Source organism: Salidesulfovibrio onnuriiensis (assembly GCF_008001235.1).
GTDB lineage: Bacteria > Desulfobacterota > Desulfovibrionia > Desulfovibrionales > Desulfovibrionaceae > Pseudodesulfovibrio > Pseudodesulfovibrio onnuriiensis.
Genome location: NZ_CP040751.1, coordinates 779,219 through 796,143, shown reverse-complemented (window position 1 = coordinate 796,143; position 16,925 = coordinate 779,219). Strand labels below are relative to the sequence as shown.

Sequence of the window (16,925 nt, the reverse complement as noted above, 5' to 3'; positions counted from 1 at the left end):
TCCTTACTCCTCTTTCAGTGATTGCATTCAGGCTTTATGCCCGAAAGTCTTCAGCCCCCACGCGGTGAGATTAACCACCACGGTGGAAAGGCCTGCAACAAGCCCCCATACCGGCAGGTGCCAAACAGCAAGGACTAAATATAAACCCAGCCCACTGATGATCAGCTTGCCGTAAAATATCACCAACAGGGTAAACGTCGCCCCCTTGCGCACATACACCAAATGTTGGACCACCCGCGCGAGCGCCCAGAGATTCAGTGTAATGAGGACTGCCCCGGCCGCATAGGCCACGGCCCAGGCGGCGCCGAGCGTTATACCGAGAAGTGCGATTGCCGACCCGAGAGACACGTACAGCTGGCTTCGCATGAGACTGCGAATCTCCGTGTGCACGAACCCTCTCTCGTAGAGGAATCGATCAACCTTCCGGTGTATCGTCCGCCTTTCCGTCATCCTGTTGTTTTGAGCTTTGATTTGCATGGTTGCCGCCCGATTCCTCCTCCCGTTGCAGCCTTCTCGTATCCTCGATGACCATCTTGAAGCCGGTCACGATGCCGAGGAAAAGAAACACCACAAAGCACCAAGGTGCTGTTTCCCACCCGAGGTATACCGGGAAAAACTTGTTATCGAGCCAATAACCAATTGCAATACCCACGACAGTGGCCGAAACCAGATGAAGGCCCATGGTGCCCGCAACGCCTCCCACCTGAAGCAGGTCCTTCAAACTGTCGTTTTTATTAAAGAGCATAATCGCACCGTGTTGCGGGTCGCCACTTCCGGCAAGGCCTCCGGCCAGACCGGAAATGATAGTTCGTGCAATCCTTCACAAGTGACGGATCACTACCACAGGCACGATTCGCGCGTCAATGCGTTTTTTGTTTTTTGCCGGGTTCCCGGGCAGAAAAAAATGGCTTGAATCAAAAGGGCTATCTGCAACGGAAACAAACCGTTAGGCCCGCAAAAGAAATTGGGCAAAAAAGCACAACCACGACCCGAAAGTCCCTATCGATCCGGCAATTCCACAATGAAAGTCGTGCCGCCGGGACGGTCGGAAACCACTCGTACGGTCCCCTTGTGATCTGTGACAATGGAGCGGACAATGGCCAGCCCCAGGCCGGTCCCCCCCTTCTTGCGTGAGAAATACGGCTCGAACAGGCGCGAGCAATCCTCTTCGGAAAGCCCCGGGCCGTTGTCGTGTACGGCAATGGTCACCACACCGGATTCGCCGTCGTGGGAGACCGCGATGCCCACACCGCCGTCCTTGCGCCCTTCCAGCGCCTCCACCGCGTTGGTGAACAGGTTGATGAGCACCTTGCGGATGCCCTCGCGGTCAAAGGGAAGCTCCGGCACCGTGGAGTCGAAGTCCAGAGACCAGGCGATGTTGCGGTGGGTATTCTCGAACATGCCCACCACCTCTTCCACCAGCGGGGCCAAATAGTCGAGCCGGGGCTGCACCTCGGGGATCTTGGCATAGGCGGAAAACTCCACCACCATCTGCTGCAGCCGCTCCACCTGACGGACAATGAGCCCGGTGCACTCCTCAAAGGTCTTGTCGCCTAGCCTGTCGCCGTATTTCCGCTGCAGGCGCTGGGCAGAAAGCTTGATGGGGGTCAGGGGGTTCTTGATCTCGTGGGCGATGCGGCGGGCAACCTCGCGCCAGGCCGCAAGGCGCTGGATCTTTTCCAGCTCGGTGATGTCCTCGAACACGGCCACGGTGCCGCCCTCGCCTCCGAGGCCGGCCCGCAGAGGCACCACGCTGACCAGCACCTTGACCACCTTGTTGCGCACGGGCAGGTCGATCTGCCGGATCCACTTGGACCCCGGGCTGGTTGCGATCTGCTCCAGGGCCGCCTTCATGAGATCCGCGAAGTCGCCGGAAAGCAGGGCGTGGGGCTTCTTACCAATAAGAAATTCCGCAGGCACGCCCAGGATCTCCCCCGCCGCCTTGTTCACGGTGCCGATGCGCCCCTTGGGATCCATGGAGATGACGCCCGAGGTGATGTTGTCCAGAACCGCCTCGATATAGTGGCCGCGACGCTCCAGCTCCTGGTTCTGCTGGGCCAGACGCTCCTGGGCCCGCTGCACGTGCTCCTGGCTCGACTCCAGGTCCTCGGCCATGCGGTTGAACGAACCCACCAGAAACCCCAGTTCGTCATCCGAGGGGTCTTCCAGGCGCACGGTCAGGTCGCCCCGGGCAATACGCTCGGTACCGGCCGCCAGGGCCTGCACAGGCGCGGAAATTTCCTTGGCCAGCCGGAATCCGAACCAGATGGCCCCCAGAATGATGAGCATGGTCATGACCCCCAGGGTGAGGTACAGGGTCATTTTCCATGGATATTTCAATGTCTTGAGTTTCTTGTACTCGTCCAGGCCGCGCACGATCTGGTCCAGGCGGTAAAGCAGCCCCTGGCCGGCTGTCTCTCCCAGCACCAGGAATCCGGTCTTGCCCTTGTCCACGGGAGAGATTCCCACAATGAGATCACTGCCGGGCTTGGGCATGATGGTGGACCATATCCTGGGATTCCTGACCATGCTTTCCCAGTCCACCTTCTGGGTGATCTCGGGCCAGACCTTTTCCCACTGGGGCGAGGAATGGGTGTTCTGGATACTGCCGTCGGGCGTGACCACGCCCACCAGGCTCAGGTCGTATTCCTCGAACTTATCGCCCAGGAAGCTGTCCATGCCCTTGCCGCCCCACTTGTATTCCCGCTCCATGATCTCGTCGATCATGTTCTTGGCGCGGCGCTCCAGACGCTCCTGGGCCGAACCGTAAAAGGCCCGCCCGAGCTCCAGGGCCTGCTCCATGGAATCCTCCACCTGGCCCTTGAACCAGTAATCCACCGAGGTCTGCACGAACTTGACGCTGACCAGAAACATGAGAGTGGTGGGAATGAGGGACAGGGAGATGAAAGCCAGGACCAGCCGGGTCCTCAGGCGCGAGCCGAGCACCTTGCGGCGGCGCTCCAGAAGCAGCTTGACGCTGTTGCGGGCCACAATGAACAGGACCAGCAGCAACAGAATGAAATTCAGGTTGAGCAGGCCGAGAAACAGATAGGAATTGCCGCCCAGGTACTTGAGCTCCACCCAGGTCAGAACGGCAATGAGGGCGAAACAGAAACCGGCGAGAACCAATTCCCGCCTGCGCCGGGTGCGTTCCTTGCGATCCGTGGTGCTGATCTTGATGTATTCGGTCATGGCCTAGAACCGGAAATCCAGCTTGTAGGAGGTGCTGGGACCGTCCCCCCAGTCCCAGAAAAAGAGCGCCCGGGAAACCCAGTCGGGCACCTCGGTGCGGTTCAGGGCCACCTTGACCTGAAGCGAATAGGATTCGCCGCGGCGCAGCAGGTCCCACTTGCCCAGAGGCAGGATCATTTCGGCCCAGCGCTCCTCCAGCAGAGGGGCAAGCTCGGGGCCGCGAAGCTCACGGCTTTCCCCGCCGGGATGCAGCACGAATTCCTTTTGCAGGGAATCGTAGGAAATCAAATTGTCCATTTCCCGGTTGCCCAGCAGCTCGCCGAACCAGCATTTCCTGTCCCGCGAAAGCCGGGCCTCGCATGTCAGGCGCAGGGGCACTCCGTTACGCAGGGAGGCCGCGACCTCGTCCACGCCGCCGAGCCGGATGCCGAAGCGCGCGGTCAGGGCATCCCCGTCCCGCGCCACTGAGGTATGTACGAGGTTGAGAGTCTGCGCCCCGCACGGCAACGGAAAAAGCGCCAAGGCCAGGAACAAGAGCAGGACGGCCCCTTGCGGGCCATATCCGGGATATTTCTTCATCATCCGGGAATGTATCAGCCGGGGTCTGAAAGGACAAGAGCGCGCAACACGCCCCTGCCCGGCAGGCCTCCACCTGTTTTTCGCCACCCATCGGAAAGCTTCCGTTATTCATATATTTAAATATTTCAAAGCTAACTACCCACCTTAGCCGAAAGCCAACCGGTCATGCGCACGGATGCGGGGATCCCTTCGCGCGCATCCACCCCACGGGCCTCGGAAAGCTTGTCCTGATACGCGGCCCAAAAGGCATTTGCCAGGGAGGTGGAGCCCGACAGGGGATAGGCCAGGGTCGCCGCCAGCCGGGCGGAAAGGGTTTCCGAAAGCAGGGAGTCGTATTTCTTGGGGTCCACCTCCCTGCGCACATAGGCGAGATAGATGGGAGCATCCTCGCTGCACAGGATGACGGCCCCCTGAATTTCCCAATTCCGGACTTCGGCTCCGCCCCCGCCCACCACCTCGATGACCCGCAGGCAGTCCGTGGGCAGGGGGTACTCCCTCTCCCACCGCCACAGGGGCGTCTTCACCCCGGCTGCCAGTTCGGCCTGCGCCTGGCAGCAGTTCCAGGGATGCGCCCGAAGCACCGCGTCCCGGACCGAGGCCCAGCGCTGGTTGCACAGGCGGGCGGCCTTGCAGTCGTCCGTCAGGGACATGACCGGATCCTCCCCCAGATCTTGCAGGGCGTTGTTGCATATTTCGATGATACTGTCGGCCATGGTTCCTCCTTGCGGTTGCGGTCGTAATGATACGGGCAAGCATACCGCCGCTTTTCCGGCCCGGATAAAACCGGGCGGCAAAAGGAAGCCACGGGGAAGAAAAAGACTCTTGACTGGCGCAGGCGGGTCGCCGCTTCGGGGAAGCTGTATCCAAGCGCATGTTTGACTTTTTGCGCTTTCCATATAATATAAACACTTGCAACAATTCGTTCAATGACCTTCGCAGGGGAGCAGGGCATGGCGAACATGAGCATCCCGGAATACAGGATCACCGTCGACCAATTGCGGCCGGGGGTTTTCGTTCGCCTGGAACGATCCAACTGGTTTTCCCATCCATTTCTCTTCAGCAATTTCAAGATCAAGAACACGGACCAGATCGCCATCATCCGGGAGCTGGGCATCACGGAACTCATCTGCGTTCCGGAAAAAAGCGACGTGCTCCCGCTCAAGCCGTCCCAACCCCAGAAAGCTGCCCCGCCCTCAGCCCCGGCTGCGGAAATCCTCGACGAGCTCTGGCAGCTCAAAAAGGAACGCACCCGTCGGCTCCAAGAAAAAAAGCAGCGCATCGCCGAATGCGAAAACCGCTACAACGCCTCCATCCAAGACTTCACCAACATCATGAAGGGCATCGTGCGCGGGAACGCCCAGTCCGTGCTCGAGGCCGAGGCCTTTGTGGCCAGGCTCACCGAACATTTTCTCCGGGACAGCGAATCCACCCTGCACCTCATGAACGTCATGAACCGCACCGAGCCCATCTACTCCCACTCCCTCAACGTGGCCGTGCTGTCCATGATGGTAGGCCGGGAACTCGGGCTGGCGGAAGAGGACATGAAACTCCTCGGCATGGGCGCACTGTTCCACGACCTGGGCAAGTCGCGCATGGAAAAGAAGCTGCTGCTCAAACGGGGGCCGCTCTCCAGGCCCGAGCAGGAACTTATGGAGCGGCATCCGACCTTTGGCACCGAAATTCTGGAAAACATTGAGGAATTCCCCCTCGGTGCCCTGCCCGTGATCCTGCAGCACCACGAGCGCATGGACGGCTCCGGCTACCCCGAAGGACTTGCGGGCGAAGCTATCCATCCCCTGGCCCGCATCGCGGCCATTGCCGACACCTACGACACCCTGTGCAACAGCAAGGATCCCGAGGAAACCCTGACCCCCTACCTGGCCCTGTCCTACATGTTCGGGCAGCAGAAAAAGCTGTTCGACACGGAATTCCTGGCCTCGTTCATCCGTTGCCTGGGGGTGTATCCGCCCGGCACCGTGGTGCAGCTCACCAACGGCACCATCGGCATGGTCATGTCCGTGAACCCCAGCAACCAGCTGCGGCCCAGCGTGGTGCTCTATGATTCGGAAGTGCCCAAGAAGGAGGCCCTGATCGTGGAGCTGGCCGAGGAAACAGATCTCAAGGTGGAAAAGAGCATCCGGCTCAGCCACCTGCCCCCGGAAATCTTCGACTACCTGAGCCCGCGCTCGCGCATCACCTATTTCGTGGATATGAACGACTAGCCGATCAGGTCGGAATCCCCGTCACCGCCGCCCAACAGCCTGCCCATGCTCTGCATGAGCTCGTGCTTGAGTATGGGCTTCATGATGAAATCGCCGATGCCCGCCTCGCGGATCCGTTCGTAGGAAACCGCCTCGCTGAACCCGGTGCACAGGATGATGGGCTGATCCGCGCGGATCTTGAGGATCTCGCGGGAGAGCTCCATGCCGGTCATGTTGGGCATGGCCTGGTCCGTGATGACCAGGTCGAAGTCGTCGGCCCGGTGGCGGAAGGCCTCCAGAGCCTCGATGCTGCTGGTGCGGGTGACCACCTCGAAACCGAAACCCTCCAGCATTTCCCGGCCCACGTCCACCAGGGGCTTTTCATCGTCCACGAACAGGATGCGCCCCCGGGTGAAGACCAACGGCGGCGGCGAAGCCATCTCGGGTTTGACCAGGCTGGGCGTACGGGGAAGATAGACGTGAAAAACCGCGCCGTTGCCGGGCTCGCTCTCCACGTGCACATGCCCCTCGTGCCGGGTGGCGATGCCGTGAACCATGGAAAGCCCCATGCCCGTGCCTTCCCCCAGCCCCTTGGTGGTGAAGAACGGATCGAAAATGCGGTCCAGAAGGTCCGGCTCGATGCCGTGCCCCGTGTCGCGCACGGTGAGGCGCACGAACCATTCCGGGCGTCCCAGTTCCTCGGGAATGCAGGCCCGGTCCGAATCATCGGCGTCTGCGATCTCCACGGCCATGCGGCCCCCGTGTTCGCGCATGGCGTGCGCCGCATTGGTGCACAGGTTCATGAGCACCTGGTGCACCTGGGTGGCGTCGGCCATGATGCGGTCGTCCCGGGCCAGGATCCGGACATCGATCTCGATGTTGGTTGGGATGCTGGAACGGAGCAGCTTGAGCGCCTCCTTGACCAAGGGGGCCAGATTCATGGGTTGGCGCTCCTGAGGCCCCTGGCGGGAAAAATTGAGAATCTGCGTCACCAGGTCACGGGCCCGTCCGCCGGCCAGCAAGATCTCGCCCGCGCGCCGCTCCAGGCCCGACCCCGTATCTGCCCCGCTCTGAATGATCTCGGCATAGCCCATGATCACTCCGAGAATGTTGTTGAAGTCGTGGGCAATGCCACCGGCCAAGGTCCCCAGGGCCTCCATCTTCTGCGCCAGGCGGAGCTGCTCCTCCAGTTCCTTGCGCTCGGTGATATCGAAGAAGTAGCCGCGGATCTCCTCCAGGTCGCCTTCCTGGGACCGGACCGCATCCACGTTGGCCAGCAACAGGATCCGCCCGCCCCTCCCCCGGTGTTCCAGTTCGTAATTCTTGATGCGCACCCCCCGGGCCAGCTTTTCCCGCAGGTCGCCCTCGCCCTGAAACGTCTCCCAGAGATCATGGATATCGATGCCCTTCGCCTCCTGCGGGGAGGAAAAACCGAATATGGCCGCAAAGGCCTCGTTGCAATCCAGAATGAGCCCGTTCCCGTCCGCCGCGAAGTTGCCGGTGATGTCCTTGTCGAACAGCAGGCGGTAGCGCTTCTCGCTGGCCTTGAGCTGCTTGAGCACCGAGGCGCGCTTGGAAATATCGCGCATGAGCCTGCGGTTGACCTTGTTCAGCTCCTGGGTGCGGTTGTCCACGATCTGGGAAAGACGCTCGTTGAATTCCTTGAGTTGCAGCTCCGCATGCCATTTGTGACACAGGGAATTGGCCAGCTGCCGAAGCTCCTGGGAACGGAAGGGTTTCTGGATGTAGAGCAGCTTGTCAGGCGGAGGAATGCGCTTGTTCAGTTCCTTAAGCGGAATACCGGACGAGGCCGCCATCATGACGATTTCCACGTTGGGATCGATGCCCCGCAGCCGTTCGGCCACCTCAACGCCGCTCAGGTCGCCGGCCTGGGCCATTTCCACCAGGGCAACGGCAAAGGAACCGCCCCGGCCAATGGCATGGGCCGCCTCCCTGAGGGCCGCGCGGCCGTCCTGATGCAGACTGACCTCGAAGGCGGCCTGATCCGGCTCCCGGGCCACCTCCTCGTTGCTGGGAACGGAACGAAGCGGATCGAACAGGGCCTCCAGCGCGGAGGGCTCCTCCCCCTCGAAGCACAGGACATCCCTGTAGGAGGTCAACATCTCCATGTCGGGGTCCACTGCCAGCACCCTGAATACCTGGGGGGGATCCGCTGCCACGTTCCTTCTCCTGAAATTCCATCCGACTCCGCGAGGAAGCTGCATCTTTTCCGAATGATAGGGCATGGCGAACTAAAAAGGAAGGAATTTGGAAGCCAGGGCGCAACGCGGGCCGGGAACCAGCACGGTTCCCGGCCCGGACTTTGCGGTTTCGCGCCTTTCCTTCTTCACCGGACGGCCATGCTCTCGGCCTGCAGCCGGTAGATGAGCGCATGGTCCATTCCCAGCGAATCCAGCACGGAGGGACGCCCCTGCATGGCCGCTTCCAGGCTCTGGTAACGGCCCACGAGCACCCGATGCCAGAGAGCCCCGTCGATCTCCACCCGGTTGACCCAGGTTTCGTATCCCTTGGCCTCCAGCTCCCGGCAATGACGTTGCGCCCAGTCCAGGTCGCGCCAGGAACTGACATGAATGCCGAACACATCCTGCAATATGACATGCCCCGACTCCCGGTCCGCCTGCTTCAGATCGGTTTCCGCCAGCTCCACCCTGGGCAGGGGGCCGGAAGAGCGTCTGAAGACGGGGCCGCGATCGTTTTCACGGTGGCCGCGGCCCCGTCGACGGTCTGTCCCTCGGATGGGAAAGCGTCCGGGGACAGCTGGTTCGGGGTAGAACCTGCGATTTCGCCCGAAGCACCGAAGCGGGACGCCATGCGGGCGCGCTTCAGATTCTCCGATGCCTTGGTATAGAACGAAGGAGCCAGCTCGAGGGCCCTTTCGAAATAGGGAATGGCCTCCCCGGGCTGGCCGCCGGAAAGCAGCACGAACCCGAGATTGTTGCAGGCCACATATTCGTTGCTCGCGAACCGGAAGGCCTCGAGCGCCTCGGCGTAGTTGCCGCCGTGGGCCAGGGCCACGCCCAGGTTGTTGTAGATACGGGAGGAGGGAGGCCCTTCCTGAAGGGCCCGCTTGAAGGCCTGCACGGCAAGCCCGTAATCCTTGCGGGCCATGTGCACCATGCCCAGGTTGTTCAGGATGGCCGGGGCCTCCTTGCCCTGATGCCCGTTCAGGGCCGAGGAAAAGGCGTCCGCGGCCAGATCGTAGTCGCCCCGACGGTCATACAGGATGCCCAGGTAGTTGTGCGCCTTCCACAGGGAGTCGTCGCGGGTTACGGCCAGGGAGAGATGGGCCTCGGCCTCCTTGTACAGACCGGCGCGGAAATAGATGATGCCCGCGCCCTGATTGGCGGCGGCATGATCCGGAACGGCCTCGAGCACGATCAGGAATTCGTTGAGGGCCAGTTCGTCCTGGCGCTGATCAATGAGCAGTTCCCCCTTGAGGGCGTGAATGTCCATGTCCTGGGGTGCCTTTTCCTGCGCCTTGGTCAGGTGCATGTAGGCCTGTTCGGAATTGCCGCGCGCCAGATACCCACGGGCGATCTGCACATGTTTTTCCGCACTCAGATCCAGGGAGGTGTCCTTGCCATAGGCAAACTCCTTGAAGTTCTGCCCTCCCCGATTCCCGGCGGCGCACCCGCCCAGCAGGACAACGGCCGCAACCAGCAATACGATGGTTCTCACGATGTTCATGGTCCCCTCCTATCGGCCCGGCATGTTCTTGAACAGGTCGGCGAGCATGAGGCCCGCAGGTCCCAGAATGGTCAGGAACAAGGCCGGAAGAATAAACAGTATAAGCGGCAGCATGAGCTTGACCGGCAGCTTGGCGGCCGCCTCCTCTGCCTTTTGCCGACGCTTCTTGCGCATGGCGTCGGAATAGACCCGCAGGGTCTTCCCCACGCTGATGCCAAAAATATCCGCCTGGATGAGCAGGGTCACCAGGCTGTTCAGGTCGTCGAGCCCCACCCGGCGGGAAAGGGACTTGAGCGCCTCCGAACGCTTCTTGCCCGCCCGCAGCTCCAGGGTCAGGAGATAGAGTTCCTCGCTCAGTTCCGGGCTGGATGGGGCGATCTCCTCGCTGACCCGGGTGATGGCCTGGTCCAGGCCCATGCCGGATTCCACGCAGACCACCAGCAGGTCCAGGGAATCGGGCAGGGAGTTGGTGATGCTGGTCAGCCGCTTCTTGCGCCGGGAACGCAGCCAGAAGTCGGGCAGGTACATGCCCAGGGCGGCCCCGCCCACCAACAGGAACAGAGTCATGCTCGTGCCCAGCCCGCCCAGGAACATCGCGCGGGCCAGCAGCGCGACGGCAAGCAGCCCCACGGCCAGCAGCAGCTTGCTGCCCTGAAAGACCTTGAAGGCGTCGGGATTGCGCACCCCGGCGCGCACCAGCTTGAGCCGCGCCTGACCGATTTCCTCGTCCTCCTGCGGACCGACCTTTCTGCCCAGTCGGGAGAACAGGCCCATGACGCTCTCGCCCAACTCGGCCAGCACGTCCCTGGAGGCGGACCGCCCAGACGAGGACCGCCCCTCCACCCTGGCCCGGATGCGTTCCACGTTGCCCGCGCCGGAAAGGAAGCCCAGGATGCCGTAAACGCCCAGAAGCACGGCCACGAACCCCAGCAGGGCGGCGATGAAGGGTATGTATTGCGCGGCGTTCATGCTGGCCTCCTATACCTTGATCCTGATCATCTTGCGGATGGTCAGCACGCCCAGGGTCATGACGGACAGGGAAATCATGGCGATGGTGCGCCCGGTCTCGGTGGTGAAGAGCAGACTCATGTACTCCTCGTTGATGAGATAGAGGATGACGGCGATGGCAAAGGGCAGGGCCGTGAGGATCATGGCCGAGAGCTTGCCCTCGGCGGAAAGCACGCGGACCTTGCCGTAGAGTTCGAAGCGCTCGCGCACCAGCCGGGCGATGTTGGAGATGATTTCCGCAAGGTTGCCCCCGGTTTCCCGCTGGATGTTGACCGAAACCACGAAGAACTTGAGATCCGGGCACTCCACCCGGTCCAACAGGGAGGAAAGGGCCGTGTCCGGATTCTTACCGTAGTTGATCTCGTCCAGGGTCTGCCGAAATTCCACGCCGATGGGGTCCTCGAACTCGGTGGCCACCATCTGCATGGAGCCGTTGAAGGTATGCCCGGCCTTGAGGGCCCGGGTCATGAGGTCCAGGGCGTCGGGGAGCTGGTTGGTGAACTTGTCCATGCGCCTGTTCTTGAGCCTGCGCAGGTACATGACGGGCAGGGAGCCGGCCACGGAACCCAGGAACAGGGCCCCGAGCACGCTCTGGGTCAGGGCGTGCACCAGGTAGGCGAAGACCAGGAACAGGACCGCGGAACCCAGCAGGTAGGCCCCCGGGGTTCCCTTGGCGTCCGCCATCATGATCAGCCTGCGCATGGATGCCGCCAGCCGGAGCTTCATGAGCAGCCGGTTGAACCAGGGCACGTCGCTCATGGCAGAGGACCTGCGGACCAGGGAACTCCCGTCCCCCTTGATGCGGGCGTGTCCCAGGGCCTGCAACCGGCCGCGCACCACGTCCTCCACACGGTCCCGCCGTGCGCGGACCAGGGAGATGACGCCCGAAACCAGCACGAAGACCAGCACAAAGGCCACCACTGTCAGCAGCAATCCCATCATGGCCGATCCTCCGGTTGTCTGACGTCGAAGATGTCGGGCGGGAACGACCGGCTCATGCGTTCCAGCTTCTCCGAGAACCTGGGGCGGATTCCCCGGCCCGTGAAATAGCCTTCCACCTTTCCGCGTTCGTTGATGCCGGTCTGCTCAAAGGCGAAGATCTCCTGCATGGTGATGACCTCGCCCTCCATGCCCGTGACCTCCTGCACGCTCAAGATCTTGCGCGAACCGTCCACCAGGCGGTTGGCCTGGATAATGACGTCCACGGCCGAGGCGATATAGCGCTTGAGGGACAGGTCGGAAATATTCAGCCCGGCCATGGAAACCATGGTCTCCAGGCGCATGAGACAGTCGCGGGGAGAGTTGGCGTGGATGGTGGTCAGGGACCCGTCGTGACCGGTGTTCATGGCCTGGAGCATGTCCAGGGCCTCGCCGGTGCGGACCTCGCCCACGATGATGCGGTCCGGACGCATGCGCAGGCAGTTCTTGACCAGTTCGCGCTGGGTGATCTCGCCCTTGCCCTCGATGTTGGCGGGCCGTGTCTCCAGCCGCACCAGGTGGTCCTGCTTGAGCTGCAGTTCGGCCGCATCCTCGATGGTCACGATGCGTTCGTCCTCGGGGATATAGCGGGACAGGCAGTTGAGCAGCGTGGTCTTCCCGGAGCCCGTGCCGCCCGAAATGATGATGTTCAGCCGCGTCCGGACCATGCCCTCGAAGACCTGGGCCATGCCGTCGGTAAAGGCCCCGAAGCGGATGAGGTCGCTCACCTCCAGGGGGTCCTTGGAAAACTTGCGTATGGACAGGGACGGACCGTCCAGGGCCAGGGGCGGGATGATGGCGTTCACGCGCGATCCGTCCAGCAGGCGGGCGTCCACCATGGGCTGGGACTCGTCGATGCGGCGCCCCACCCGGGAAACGATGCGGTCGATAATCTTGCGCAGATGGTCGTCGTCGCGGAACCGGGCCTTGGTCAATTCCAGCTTGCCGGAGCGCTCCACGTAGATCTGCTTGTAGCCGTTGACCAGGATGTCGTTGACCGTGTGGTCCTTGACGAACGGTTCCAGGGGCCCGAGGCCCACGACCTCGTCCTGCACCTCGGAAAGCATGCGCTTTCTTTCGGCCAGGTTCAGGGGCGCATTCTGGAATTCCTCCCAGAGCAGCCCCTCGGTGACCTTGGCTATCTCGGCCTTGGTCTCCTCCTCGGAGAGCCGGTCCAGCATGGTCAGGTCCAGCAGGTCGATGAGCCGGTCGTGAATCCGGGTCTTGATCTCGAAATACAGGTCCTCGGAACCGTCGCCGCTTCCGGCGAGAGTCTTGGGAGGCTCGGCCCTGCGGCCGGCCTTGCCCGCGTTCCTGTTCAGGCGTTCGGCAAGCTTCATGCGCCCACCCTCACGGTTTCATCGGTTTCCCGTTGCCGTTCGCCGGGCCAGAGTCCCCGGAACAGCGAGGACAGAGTCAATCCCTTGCCCTTGTCCCTGCCCGCGCCCGGAACCAGATCCGCGGCCATGCGGCGGATTTCCTTTGCGGCATGGGACCGGGGCGCGGCCAGGAGCCAGGGAACGCCCTGATTCAAAGCCGACAGGGCCGCGGCGTAATCGTCGGGGATCCTCCAGGAAATTTCCTTTTCCAGCACGGCCTGGGCTTCATCCACATCCACCCCGGCATCCCGGGTCACCCGGTTGGCGGCAACCCGGATCCTCCGTTCGGCGTCCGGGTCTTCGGTCCGCAGGGTTTCCATGAGCCGGGCGGTGCGGGCCAGGGCGGGCATGCTCAGATCCGTGACCATGAGAATGGCGTCGGCCTGTTCCACAGCCTTGGGGAACGCGCCCTCCTCCAATGGACCGCAATCGACTACAACAACCGGGTACGCCTGCCGCAGATATTCGATGACAAGGGCCATTTCCTGCCCGTCCGCCGCGCCCTTGGCCGTGGGCGCTGGCAGCACATGCAGCCCGGATTCATGGGCGGCCATGGCGCTGCGCAGGTAGGTGGCGTCCAGGCGGGAGATGTCGTCCACCAGCTCGCCCCAGGTGAATTCGTATTCCATGTCCAGGAAGAGCGGCACCTCTCCGACGGGCTGGCGCAGGTCGAGCACCGCAACCTCGCCCGGCATGCGTTCATTGACGGCGCAGGCCAGGTTCACGGCCAAGGTGGTGACGCCCAGCCCGGCCTTGCTGCCCAACACCGAAACCAGCCGCCCCCGGGGGCCATGTCCTTCCAGGCTTTCGCGCATGGCCACGCGCATGAGGGCCGCACGAAATTCCTCCCGGGTCACGGGAAAGCGGAGGAATTCCCGAATGCCGTGGCGCATGGCCTGGATGAGCAGTTCGGGGTCCGGAGCCGCGCCCACCAGAAAGACGTCCTCGGCCTGGCCGGATTCCAGGGCCTGGAAGATATGCGGAAAATCCTCGTCCGCGGATGCGCCGGGTTCATAGATGAGCACGCCCATGGTTTCCGCGTCCTCGGGCTGGACGCGCGCCATGGGAACCTCGCGCACTATCCGTTCCAACCGTTCCCGTTCCTCGTTGTTGGCCACTGCCAGGGTGACCGGTATTATTCGGCTGTCCATATCCCCTTCCCCCTATGGAACGGTTTCCACCACTCGCGCTTCCCCGCCTTCGGGTCGGGGCTCGGCCCTGAAGCTCTTGAGGAAGAACGTATCCAGCAACAGAACCGCCACCATGAGCGCCAGCAGCAGGATTTCCCGCCAATATTCGAACTTGGGCCTGGGCACGGACATCACTTTCCTCCCACGATGACATCCACAAGGGATTCCTTGTTGGAGCTCTTTTGCGGTTGCGAGGACGGCCCCTTCTGGTACTTCTCCATGACGGTCTGGGCATACTTGCCGTCCATGCCGCGCACGGGCTCGGTGCCCGCGGGCATGGGATTGAGGATCTGCTGATCCACGGCCAGCCGCGTGGAGGAGCCGAACGGCGCCGTGCTCTCGGCATGTTCCACCTGGGCAAGGTGACACCCCGAGGCCAGGAACAAAATCGTGAGAATCAATACTGCACGCGTACTCATGGCTTCCCCCTATTGCGGCCAGGCATGGCCCAGGTCGCCGTCGAACCCGGATTCCGGGTGGGGCACCGGCTGCCCGGCGGGCTGCGCCCCGTTCATGCCACGGCTTCCCGCCGAAGCGGACTTGTTTCCCTGCCCCTCCAGCAGACCGAGCAGGAAAAATTCATAATCATCCGGCTCGCGGAACCCGTCCGTGGGCAGGGTCTGCTTGTCCCTGTCCAGGGGCTTGACCAGATGGGCCGTGACAATGATGACCAGCTCGGTCTTGCCCTTCTGGAAATCCACGCTGCGGAACAGGGTCCCGAGCACCGGGATGTCCCCGAGCACCGGGAACCGGTAGTTGTTTTCCTTGAGTGACTCGCTCACCAGTCCGGCAATGGCGAAACTCTGGCCGTCGGCCAGCTCGATGACCGTGGAGGCCCGGCGGGTGGTAATGGCCGGGATCTCGTACCCGTCCAATTCCAGGGAGCGGGAATAATCCAGCTCGGAAACCTCGGGAGCCACCTTGAGGTTGATGAGATCGGAACTCATGACCGTGGGGGTGAACTCCAGGCCTACGCCAAAGGGCTTGAACTCGATGCCCACGGTTCCCAGCGCGCCGGGCATGGGAATGGGAATTTCCCCGCCCGCCAGGAAATGGGCGGACTCGCCGCTGACGCAGATCAGGTTAGGCTCGGCCAGGGTGCGCGCCAAGCCATGGGACTTGAGCGCATCAATGAAACCCTGGAAATTCATCGTTTTGCCACTATAGGACAGAACGCTGTTGATACGGTCCGTCATGGTGGTGAGCGTGCCTTCGGCGTTCAGGGAGGTCAGGTTGTTCAGGAAGGAATAGAAGGTGAACTGGCCGATCAGGGTATTGAAGTTGACCCCCATGCGGTTGAGCACGCTGCGGCTCATCTCGGCCACCCGGACCTCGAGCATGACCTGCTGCACGCCGTCCAGGCGCAGCAGATTGACCACCTTTTCCGGGGCCACGGTCTCGGCCAGGTTCAGGGCCGCGGTCAGGCTGGCCGCATTGGTGACGCTGCCCGCCAGGGTGATGTTCTCAGAATTGGCCATGACCTTGATGCCCTTTTCGTTGGGCAGCAATTCATGCAGCATGCGCTTGAGGCCCGAGACGTCCGGCACCACCTGGACGTCGTAGACCTGCATGGCCCGCCCCCCCTTCCACAGGGTCAGGTTGGTGGTGCCGAAGGTCTTGCCGGTCAGGTAGACCTGCCGGGGCGAAAGCAGCATGAGGCCGGCGGCTTCGGGATCGGCAATGGAGACGCGGGACACGTGGCTGTCGGTCTTCAGGATCACGGACTTGCCCGAGACAAGACGGATGACCTTGGCGGCTTCGGAAATCACCACATCCTCGGCCCCGGCGGAGCCAAACCCGGCCAGCAGGCACACTGCCACCAGAACCGCGATGATTGCATTCCTGTATCTCGACATGGCTCCCTCCCCTTCCCTCTAGAACTTCTTCCTGCTCAGGGCGTCGCCGGAGATGACCTCCACGCTGTGAGCACTGCGGGCCGACTTGACCTTGCGAGGCTCGGCCCCCTTGCGGTAGGCGGCCAGGGCCGACTTGGGCGTCTGGCCCGTGGTATAGACTGTGGCGTTGTCCGCGGCGTTGCGCAGGGCGAAATTCAGCTCTCCCTGCGAGGCGGCCAGGGCCAGGCGCTCGCTCTCCTCGGGGGTCAGTTCCAGGGTATAGACATCCACGGACGCGGTGCCTCCCTGCTCGGCGGCGGGTTCCAGCTGGGTACCGGTGGCCAGCACCTTGACCCATTCCAGAACGACCTTGGTGACCGGGTTTTCCTTTTCCCCCTCGGTCATGGACACGAGCACGTCAACGCGGTCGCCGGGATGAATGAAACCGGCCAGACCCATGACCTTGTTTCCCTTGACGGACATGGCCCGCTTACCCGGGGCCACCAGGGGGCTGATGCCCGCAATGACCTTGTCGCGCACCAGCTTGGACACGGTGACGGGCTCGTTGGCCGCCACGGGCACGGAAAGCACCTTGCCGACAAGCGCCTGAACCTCGCTGAAGGTTCCCGAGGGCTTCACGGCAAGGGGAAACTGCTTCACGGCAAGCAGTTCGGCGGTGATCCGGCCGCCCTTGCGCAGGGCGTCCTTGGCCACCACCACGGGCGCGGTCTGGGCCTGGGGCTTGGCGGCGGTCTGGGCGCTCATCCAGCGAAAGATCAAAAAGGCGGCGACCAGCGAAAGCAGCAGGGCTATGCCGATCTGTGCCAGTGCTCGTGAGGACCTGCTCATGATTCA

17 protein-coding genes are annotated in these 16,925 nt (G+C 62.5%); 1 reads left to right on the top strand and 16 read right to left on the bottom strand.

Features of this window, described 5'->3' with window-relative positions; genetic code table 11:
- Window positions 1-27: 27 nt before the first annotated feature.
- The 5 genes from FGL65_RS03655 to FGL65_RS03635 all read right to left on the bottom strand — a co-directional run bounded on the left by FGL65_RS03655 (window position 28) and on the right by FGL65_RS03635 (window position 4,484).
- The gene (locus tag FGL65_RS03655) at window positions 28-366 is read right to left on the bottom strand and encodes an ATP synthase subunit I (RefSeq protein WP_147819703.1); all 339 of its coding nucleotides are present in this window, start codon (window positions 364-366) and stop codon (window positions 28-30) included.
- A gap of 49 nt (window positions 367-415) precedes the next feature.
- Window positions 416-745, bottom strand: coding sequence for an AtpZ/AtpI family protein (locus FGL65_RS03650; RefSeq protein WP_147819702.1), 330 nt, complete (start codon window positions 743-745; stop codon window positions 416-418).
- Between the two features lie 254 nt (window positions 746-999).
- Window positions 1,000-3,192, bottom strand: coding sequence for a sensor histidine kinase NtrY-like (locus FGL65_RS03645; protein ID WP_147819701.1), 2,193 nt, complete (start codon window positions 3,190-3,192; stop codon window positions 1,000-1,002).
- 3 nt (window positions 3,193-3,195) lie between these two features.
- On the bottom strand, window positions 3,196-3,771 hold the full coding sequence (locus FGL65_RS03640; protein ID WP_187170519.1) for a DUF4390 domain-containing protein: 576 nt from the start codon (window positions 3,769-3,771) through the stop codon (window positions 3,196-3,198).
- A 131-nt stretch (window positions 3,772-3,902) separates the two neighbouring features.
- Window positions 3,903-4,484 carry a phage connector family protein gene (locus tag FGL65_RS03635; protein WP_147819699.1) on the bottom strand — a complete coding sequence of 194 codons (582 nt, stop codon included), beginning with the start codon at window positions 4,482-4,484 and terminating at the stop codon, window positions 3,903-3,905.
- Between the two features lie 237 nt (window positions 4,485-4,721).
- On the opposite strand from FGL65_RS03635, the gene FGL65_RS03630 reads away from it, so the two are divergent.
- Complete coding sequence (locus FGL65_RS03630) at window positions 4,722-5,993, top strand: cyclic di-GMP phosphodiesterase (protein WP_147819698.1); 1,272 nt, start codon at window positions 4,722-4,724, stop codon at window positions 5,991-5,993.
- On the opposite strand, the gene FGL65_RS03625 is transcribed toward FGL65_RS03630, so the two are convergent.
- The 11 genes from FGL65_RS03625 to cpaB form a co-directional block, all read right to left on the bottom strand.
- The gene (locus tag FGL65_RS03625) at window positions 5,990-8,152 is read right to left on the bottom strand and encodes a hybrid sensor histidine kinase/response regulator (RefSeq protein WP_250645564.1); all 2,163 of its coding nucleotides are present in this window, start codon (window positions 8,150-8,152) and stop codon (window positions 5,990-5,992) included. The genes FGL65_RS03630 and FGL65_RS03625 overlap by 4 nt on opposite strands.
- Window positions 8,153-8,319: 167 nt before the next feature.
- A complete protein-coding gene (locus FGL65_RS18145) occupies window positions 8,320-8,583 on the bottom strand; it encodes an SPOR domain-containing protein (RefSeq protein ID WP_187170518.1) in 264 nt (87 codons plus the stop codon).
- A 32-nt stretch (window positions 8,584-8,615) separates the two neighbouring features.
- Entirely contained in the window at window positions 8,616-9,680 is a 1,065-nt protein-coding gene (locus FGL65_RS03615) for a tetratricopeptide repeat protein (protein ID WP_147819695.1), read from the bottom strand.
- Between the two features lie 9 nt (window positions 9,681-9,689).
- Window positions 9,690-10,649 carry a type II secretion system F family protein gene (locus tag FGL65_RS03610; protein WP_147819694.1) on the bottom strand — a complete coding sequence of 320 codons (960 nt, stop codon included), beginning with the start codon at window positions 10,647-10,649 and terminating at the stop codon, window positions 9,690-9,692.
- A 9-nt stretch (window positions 10,650-10,658) separates the two neighbouring features.
- Window positions 10,659-11,630 carry a type II secretion system F family protein gene (locus FGL65_RS03605; protein WP_250645563.1) on the bottom strand — a complete coding sequence of 324 codons (972 nt, stop codon included), beginning with the start codon at window positions 11,628-11,630 and terminating at the stop codon, window positions 10,659-10,661.
- Window positions 11,627-13,006, bottom strand: a complete 1,380-nt coding sequence (locus FGL65_RS03600) for a TadA family conjugal transfer-associated ATPase (protein ID WP_147819693.1) — start codon at window positions 13,004-13,006, stop codon at window positions 11,627-11,629. The genes FGL65_RS03605 and FGL65_RS03600 overlap by 4 nt, the downstream gene beginning before the upstream one ends.
- A complete protein-coding gene (locus tag FGL65_RS03595; protein ID WP_147819692.1) occupies window positions 13,003-14,196 on the bottom strand; it encodes a CpaE/TadZ family protein in 1,194 nt (397 codons plus the stop codon). The genes FGL65_RS03600 and FGL65_RS03595 overlap by 4 nt, the downstream gene beginning before the upstream one ends.
- Before the next feature lie 12 nt (window positions 14,197-14,208).
- Window positions 14,209-14,367 (bottom strand): hypothetical protein, encoded by a 159-nt coding sequence (locus tag FGL65_RS18140; RefSeq protein WP_187170517.1) that lies wholly within the window; start codon window positions 14,365-14,367, stop codon window positions 14,209-14,211.
- Window positions 14,367-14,654 (bottom strand): hypothetical protein, encoded by a 288-nt coding sequence (locus FGL65_RS03590; RefSeq protein ID WP_147819691.1) that lies wholly within the window; start codon window positions 14,652-14,654, stop codon window positions 14,367-14,369. The genes FGL65_RS18140 and FGL65_RS03590 overlap by 1 nt, the downstream gene beginning before the upstream one ends.
- Window positions 14,655-14,663: 9 nt before the next feature.
- Entirely contained in the window at window positions 14,664-16,091 is a 1,428-nt protein-coding gene (locus FGL65_RS03585) for a type II and III secretion system protein family protein (protein WP_147819690.1), read from the bottom strand.
- An 18-nt stretch (window positions 16,092-16,109) separates the two neighbouring features.
- Window positions 16,110-16,919 carry a Flp pilus assembly protein CpaB gene (cpaB, locus tag FGL65_RS03580; RefSeq protein ID WP_147819689.1) on the bottom strand — a complete coding sequence of 270 codons (810 nt, stop codon included), beginning with the start codon at window positions 16,917-16,919 and terminating at the stop codon, window positions 16,110-16,112.
- Window positions 16,920-16,925: the final 6 nt, after the last annotated feature.